This window comes from Photobacterium sp. WH24, from assembly GCF_019204055.1.
Taxonomy (GTDB): domain Bacteria; phylum Pseudomonadota; class Gammaproteobacteria; order Enterobacterales; family Vibrionaceae; genus Photobacterium; species Photobacterium arenosum.
On sequence record NZ_JAGSOZ010000025.1, the window covers coordinates 35,434 to 42,003 of the forward strand.

Here is a 6,570-nt window from a genome sequence, read left to right on the forward strand (position 1 = left end):
CATCCCGGGCCGGTTATACCGGCTCGGGATGATATCACCCACCAAAGTGGTTCGTTGTGCGCACCGGCTTATCTGACGGTGGCTTTTTCTTGTTGCGATCCCTTATCTTCATCAATATCTCCTTTTTCCGCCACTGGCTTGCGATTGCTGAGCAAAATAGAAGCGATCACGATAATCACGCCTCCGGCAATGGTCAGACTGTCCGGAATTTCCTGCCAGAACATCAGGCCCCAGAGAATGTTAAAGACAATGCCGATATACCGGGTAACGGCAACCACGGCCGCATTCTCGTGGCTAAAGGCTTGGGTCAGGAAAATCTGACCAAGCAGAGACACAACTCCGATCGCAATTAAATACAGCCAGGCAATACCCTGAGGCATCACAAAGTTATCGGCCATGAGAATGGCTGAAATGAGCGTGGCAACGAACAGGAAGTAAAAAACGATCTCGTAAGTATGGTGGCGCTGGCTTAATTGTTTGATGGTAATTGAAGCGCCTGCAGCGAAGGCAGCACTGGCCACACCGGCGAGTGCAAAAAGATTATAAGATTCATAGTCCAGCGGATTAATGATCAGCCCTGCGCCTGTTAAAACAGCAAGTAACAATAAGGCTGAGCGGGGCGGAAGCTTGTCTTTCAGTATCAGTCGCGAAAAGACAATCACAAAGAAAGGTGACAGATACGCCAGAATAACAGCGTCCGCCATCGGAATATTGGCCAGCGTATACACAAAAGCCAGCAGATACAGCGCCCCGAAAACACCGCGCAATACCAGTAGCGGTATACCTTTAGAGGAGAATCTGATGCGGCTGTGTTTCATCAGCAGCAGTATCAGTACAGTGCCGATAATACTACGGAAAAACACAATTTCAGCGGTCGGGATGGTGTCGCTGGCGGCTTTCACCAGTGCGTTCATAATGCTGAAAATGAACGCAGAGCCAATGGTTAACAATACGCCATTATTCATAGCATTCAGGTTCCTTTGCAGAGTTTGTCTCAGGGTTGTGCCATAACAGATAGGCCAGATCTTGTCGGGCTTCTCGGGTTAAGGCTGCGGGCTCAATAGCAATGTATGGCTTGTTTTGCAGCCATGTTTCGAAGTGATTAATCAGCTCGCTGACGGTAGGGGCCTCAACATGAATCAGCCGGGCGATTTCTCTCAGGCGGTACAGCAGGCGAATATCTTCAGCGGGGATACGCGGCAGAAACCACTGACCGGATTCAACACGTGCACGAGGAAACGGCACCGCGGAAAAATCGAAATAGCGGCCGGTTTCATCAGGTGTGGAGAAGGGATCGATCAGAATGGCGGTGTAGCGGATGTACATCAGGTATTCCTGCTCTGTTGTACTGAGATCAGTAAACAGGTCGATTTTTTCTCTGGGGATACTTTCCTCTCTGACCGGGTAGTTATCGTCATTGAGAAACTGCAACAGATTGATACTTTCGCCACCAAGCGCGCTGACAATCACAGAAATATCCCGCCATAAGTCGACCAGCCGCCGAATCACTGCACCAGTAATTGGCCCTTCCGGAAACAGTTTGTACAGGTAAACGGGGATAGCTGGCGGATGAGTGATCGTCTCCAGAGAAAAGTCATTGATAAACAGTGCAGGGTGTACATAAGAAGTAATATTCCGGGCTTCGGTACTGATACTGTCGTTTAACCAGGCATAGTCAACACCTATGCTGGCAAGCATGGTTTCAATGCGGCGATGCCAGGCGCTCTGAGTAGGAGGGTTACTCTGGCTGGATGACAGATACACCTTTTTCTTTGTGGCTTTAGTGATGACATGCGTCGGGATCCTGCCCCCGTTTTGGTCTGTCTGGCATTTTGTCGCGGCAAAATAAGTAGAAAAACCAACAATATCGAGTGACAGACCTTGTGACTCACTCCAATGCCGGATGATTTGCTGGGATCCCAAAGACGGGGACAACAAAATGACACGCCTGAGTGTTATCAGCACCTTTTCAGGCAATGAACGCAGCACACTGAGATAGGCATCAGAGGGAACCGCCAGTACCAAAGTCTGCCAGACTGGCTCAATGTCATCAGGGCAAGAGTAACTGCGGTTAATCTGGGCATAGCCTGACAGTGCAGATAACGAGGGTTTGGCGGCTTTGCTCAGAATACAGCCATACCGGATGTAGCTTTCTCGCCAGCGCTGCCAGTTGTCAGACGGCCGGTTTGCGATACCCAGATAAAGGCTAGGCATTTGCTTGAGTAATACAGCAAGTTGCATGGCAGCCGGACCACTGCCGAACAGCAGGACGTTTTCAGTTTCAGATTGCATTGTTTTTTTCCATCAGCATGACGTCGTACAGCATAGAGCCGCAGTCCACAGGCTGAGCACGCCAGCCTAGCGAGATGTCGGGATTGAACGGGTAGTTAAATGCCGATTTCAGCCCGTTACCGTATCGAACCAACACTTGCTGCGTTGCGGTGAGATAGGGACGCAGCACCGACAACACCTCCCATTTATGCTCGACCAGCGAGGCAATCACTATGTGTGTTGGGCGAAACAGCTCTAAGCAGGTAATGAGATCCGTACTTTCGAAAGAAATACGCAAATGCGCGGTATTCAGCCGTCGCGACTGAGCGACAGCATCTTTGTCGATATCAATGCCTTTCACCGTGGCATCTGTCAGCGTAGCAATGGTCATCGCCGACAACGGAAACGCGCCGGAACCGATAAAGAGCACTCTGCTGTCGCGGTGGATATTGACCGATTGGGTTTCTTTTCGGGCGCTGTCATTCAGCGCATTCAAATAATGGGTAAACTGGTACGGGTGATCGACGGCACATCTGGACTGATGCTTTTCCAGAGCACACAAAGATTTGATCGATGTTTCGCGGATTTTCTTGATCTGACGATCCACCTCAGGGCAGTGCGCAAAATGTTGCCATATTCGCTGATTGTCAGTGTGAGTGATGAGATCACACACACCGTCCAGTTTTTCCTGAACCAGTGTGTAGCAGTCGCAGCTTTCCAGGCTGTACTCCGTCAGGGCCGATAATTGTGCTTCGCAGGCAATCAGAGATGAAAGCAGTGCATACTTTTCATTGAGTGTTGTCATTCTCTCGTCCGTGTTGGTGACAGGGTTGCGTTCGGTGCTAAAGCAATTGTTATAACATAACAATTGCGGCTTACGCTAATCCAGTAAGAGGCATATTTCAAGTGATTTTGCAGGCAAAGATCGGCTATGCGATCAGAGAATGGTGTCAGTAAGCAGGGAGCACTTATGATTGCCGAGCGTGTGGCTGTGGGGTCTTATCTTTTAACGCGTCTTATCTTACTTAATCAGCCTCACTCAACGTCAGGCAAAGGGTTGATGGAGGTTTGACTGGGTAACAAACATTCTGTGTCGGCCGAAGGTTGCGACACAGAATGCTGGCAGTGTGTTTTGCGTTCACTGCTTTTTCAAACTCACAGCCACGCGGCCGATCACCTTGATCTCATTGTCGTCTACTTCAAGACGGGTGAGACCAAACGTCACCGCCAGCTTGTTCGGTAACCGCTGGATAGGGTTAATCGACAGGCGGCCGTCCATGTCAATCAGGTAATCACCGCTTACGGCATCATTCTGGCTTTTATCAACGAGGAACCGTCCTTCATGGGTTTCCACTTCAATGGTGGAGGCGGCATTGAGGTTCCAGGATTGAAAAATGCGCTTAGCGTAGGGCAGTGTGCCCGTGCTGAGTGACTTTCCATTGCTCAGGCTGTAGCTGGACAAAGTGACGACAGCGTCCGATGCCGTGGCAATCCTAGTCGTTTGTCGTTCTGTTCTGTACTCATTTGACGTTTCCGCAATAACGCTATGGCCAGCATGTTTGCTGTCCGTCAATGAGTGATGCAGCGTTTCCAGCGGATAATCAGACGGCAGAATTAACTGATGAACAGGGATGCCGGTACGCAAATGCGTGCGGACAACCAGCTCGTGAGAGGTACGATTATGCGTATTCCAGGTGCTGAAGGTGGTTTTTGGCACATCAAATAGTGTGGCCATCTCACCAAAGGAAGCACAATGGGTTAAGTCTCTCAAATTCGAAGTAAAGTCATGACCTTTCAGATAGTCAAAAATAAGGATTTTTTTACTCATGTACTGTCCAGTCAGTGTGATCAAACTCGAAAATGATCGTCAAAAGTTAACTTAAAATGACAGAAGTTATTGACTGCATTCGATTGAGGATCAACACTGTGCGTATTCAACAAATCAGCGCAAAATTGGCAAAAAGTGCGCAAAACCAACGCGTAAGGATACCACTCATGGCAAGGAATCAAATAGCGTTAGATGTACCCTGCATCGCAAAAGTGGAGATTCGGCGTCTGACCGACCTTCATTTCCGTACTCTGCTTGTGCCGCAAGGCCAAAGCATGTCTTCTTGCGAGCACAAGCGCCCTCATCAGAGCCTGACAACTCAGGTAACGCGAAAATGGCAATATCCTGTCAATACAGTCCGCAACAAGATGGAGGGGCAGGCGTGAGCAATATCACTCTCCATGAACTGAGCATTCAGTCTGCTGATTTCACCGACATACTGGCCGGACGCAAAACGCATCAGGTGTGCCTCAATCATCGGCGATATGCCGTAGGCGATGTGCTTATTCTGCGCGAACTCGACGAAAACGGCGAGGACACAGGACAGGAAATGAACTCACTCATTACCCATGTCGAGCACGGCAACACGGTCGGCCTTGAAGATGGCTGGTGTGTATTATCGCTGGCAAACACCACCCCTTTGCTGGGTATTCGCCTGATTGGCTATCTGCGTGATCGCTTAAAAGAGCACTGCGATTACACAGAAGCGGCCTACCAGCTCATCAAGAAAGCAGGCAGCACAGACAACCAGGCGAAACGTACTGTGCAGGCAGGCCGCTGCTGGGTTGATGAGGCGAATCATTTTTTGAAGAAGTTTCCGGTGGAGTCGTGATTCTCTTTTTGCGTTATTTTAGATTTTGAGGGTATGTCGCGCTTGAGTTTGGTGGTTCATTTGGCATTGTCTAATGCGCGCCAGGTACTCTTTGTTGGGGCAAAGAGTACCCAGAAAGCCCCTTTTTTGTTCTTTGGTGTTGTCCGGGCCGGTTGTAGGCGCTCCCGGCGCCGACAACCTAAAAATTCGTCCTGAATTTTTCCCTGGGTTTGGCGATCACTTTCGCTCAGAAAATACATCCGGCCTGTCATTACCGCGCAGGCGGTAATCTATTCAGCGAGTGTGGTTGTTCTGTCTGAGTTTGAAAGTATGTCGCGCTTGAGTCTGGTGGTTCACTTGGGCATCTGAGTTCGCGCGCCAGGTACTCTTTGTTGGGGCAAAGAGTACCCAGAAAGCCCCTTGTTGTTCTTTGGTGTGGTCCGGGCCGGTTGTAGGCGCTCCCGGCGCCGACAACTTGAAAATTCGTCCTGAATTTTCCCCTGGGGGAGTGGCAAGCATCAAACTTCTCATTTCTGCTTTAAAAGTATAGCCATAAACCCAGTTAAATTATTTATGATTCAATATATTACCGTCATTCCCGCGCAGGCGGGAATCCATGTGGCGAGCGCAATTTTTGAGGTTTAGCTTGTATGTCGCGCTTGAGTTTGGTGGTTCACTTGGCATTGTGCGATGCGCGCCAGGTACTCTTTGTTGGGGCAAAGAGTACCCAGAAAGCCCCTTGTTGTTCTTTGGCGTGGTCCGGGCCGGTTGTAGGCGCTCCCGGCGCCGACAACCTAAAAATTCGTCCTGAATTTTTCCCTGGGTTTGGCGATCACTTTCGCTCAGAAAATACATCCGGCCCGTCATTACCGCGCAGGCGGTAATCCATTCCGTGAGTTCGGTTGTTCGTTGTTCTGTCTGAATCTGGAAGGATGTCGCGCTTGAGTTTGGTGGTTCACTTGGGCATCTGAGTTCGCGCGCCAGGTACTCTTTGTTGGGGCAAAGAGTACCCAGAAAGCCCCTTGTAGTTCTTTGGTGTGGTCCGGGTCAGTTGTAGGCGCTCCCGGCGCCGACAACCTAAAAATTCGTCCTGAATTTTTCCCCTGGGGGAGAGGCAAGCATCAAACTTCTCATTTCTGCTTTAAAAGTACAGCCAGAAACCCAGTTAAATTATTTATGATTCAATATATTACCGTCATTCCCGCGCAGGCGGGAATCCATGCAGCGAGCGCAATGTCTGAAGTTTAGCTTGTATGTCGCGCTTGAGTCTGGTGGTTTATTTGGCATCTGAGTTCGCGCGCCAGATACTCTTTGTTGTTCTTTAGTGTGGTCCGGGTCGGTTGTAGGCGCTCCCGGCGCCGACAACCTGAAAATTCGTCCTGAATTTTTCCCTGGGTTTGTCGATCACTTTAGCTAAGAAAATCCATCCGGCCCGTCATTACCGCGCAGGCGGTAATCTATTCCGTGAGTTCGGTTGTAATGGCCGTAGAAGAGCTGGAGATCTTATTTGGTGATTTACGGATTTTCAGCAATGTTGCTGACACTGTCAGCATGCGTGCACTGATTTTCTCCAGAACTGAGCTTCTTTTCATGTAGTTGAAACCACAGCTCTATGATGTCTGACAAGCGGCGGTTATCCGGTTATTAACTAGCAAGTGCT

At 49.6% G+C, this 6,570-nt stretch carries 6 protein-coding genes; 2 read left to right on the top strand and 4 right to left on the bottom strand.

The genetic code is table 11. The features are described from left to right. Positions 1-68: 68 nt before the first annotated feature. From KCG43_RS20075 to KCG43_RS20090, 4 genes are all read right to left on the bottom strand, one after another. The gene (locus KCG43_RS20075) at positions 69-965 is read right to left on the bottom strand and encodes a DMT family transporter (RefSeq protein ID WP_218387177.1); all 897 of its coding nucleotides are present in this window, start codon (positions 963-965) and stop codon (positions 69-71) included. Further along, positions 958-2,292, bottom strand: coding sequence for an opine metallophore biosynthesis dehydrogenase (locus tag KCG43_RS20080; protein WP_218387180.1), 1,335 nt, complete (start codon positions 2,290-2,292; stop codon positions 958-960). The genes KCG43_RS20075 and KCG43_RS20080 overlap by 8 nt, the downstream gene beginning before the upstream one ends. Further along, positions 2,282-3,076, bottom strand: coding sequence for a nicotianamine synthase family protein (locus KCG43_RS20085; protein WP_218387182.1), 795 nt, complete (start codon positions 3,074-3,076; stop codon positions 2,282-2,284). Before KCG43_RS20085 ends, KCG43_RS20080 begins: the two co-directional genes overlap by 11 nt. Before the next feature lie 333 nt (positions 3,077-3,409). Next, a complete protein-coding gene (locus tag KCG43_RS20090; protein WP_218387184.1) occupies positions 3,410-4,099 on the bottom strand; it encodes a helix-turn-helix domain-containing protein in 690 nt (229 codons plus the stop codon). Positions 4,100-4,266: 167 nt separating this feature from the next. On the opposite strand from KCG43_RS20090, the gene KCG43_RS20095 reads away from it, so the two are divergent. Continuing rightward, positions 4,267-4,485 (top strand): hypothetical protein, encoded by a 219-nt coding sequence (locus KCG43_RS20095; protein ID WP_218387185.1) that lies wholly within the window; start codon positions 4,267-4,269, stop codon positions 4,483-4,485. Further along, positions 4,482-4,931, top strand: a complete 450-nt coding sequence (locus KCG43_RS20100) for a DUF3850 domain-containing protein (protein ID WP_192014366.1) — start codon at positions 4,482-4,484, stop codon at positions 4,929-4,931. The genes KCG43_RS20095 and KCG43_RS20100 overlap by 4 nt, the downstream gene beginning before the upstream one ends. Positions 4,932-6,570 lie beyond the last annotated feature (1,639 nt).

Bases quoted from the DNA above. Each gene is read 5' to 3' on its own strand.
- KCG43_RS20090 (WP_218387184.1), bottom strand. From the start codon at position 4,099: ATGAGTAAAAAAATCCTTATTTTTGACTATCTGAAAGGTCATGACTTT.
- KCG43_RS20085 (WP_218387182.1), bottom strand. From the start codon at position 3,076: ATGACAACACTCAATGAAAAGTATGCACTGCTTTCATCTCTGATTGCC.
- KCG43_RS20095 (WP_218387185.1), top strand. From the start codon at position 4,267: ATGGCAAGGAATCAAATAGCGTTAGATGTACCCTGCATCGCAAAAGTG.
- KCG43_RS20075 (WP_218387177.1), bottom strand. From the start codon at position 965: ATGAATAATGGCGTATTGTTAACCATTGGCTCTGCGTTCATTTTCAGC.
- KCG43_RS20080 (WP_218387180.1), bottom strand. From the start codon at position 2,292: ATGCAATCTGAAACTGAAAACGTCCTGCTGTTCGGCAGTGGTCCGGCT.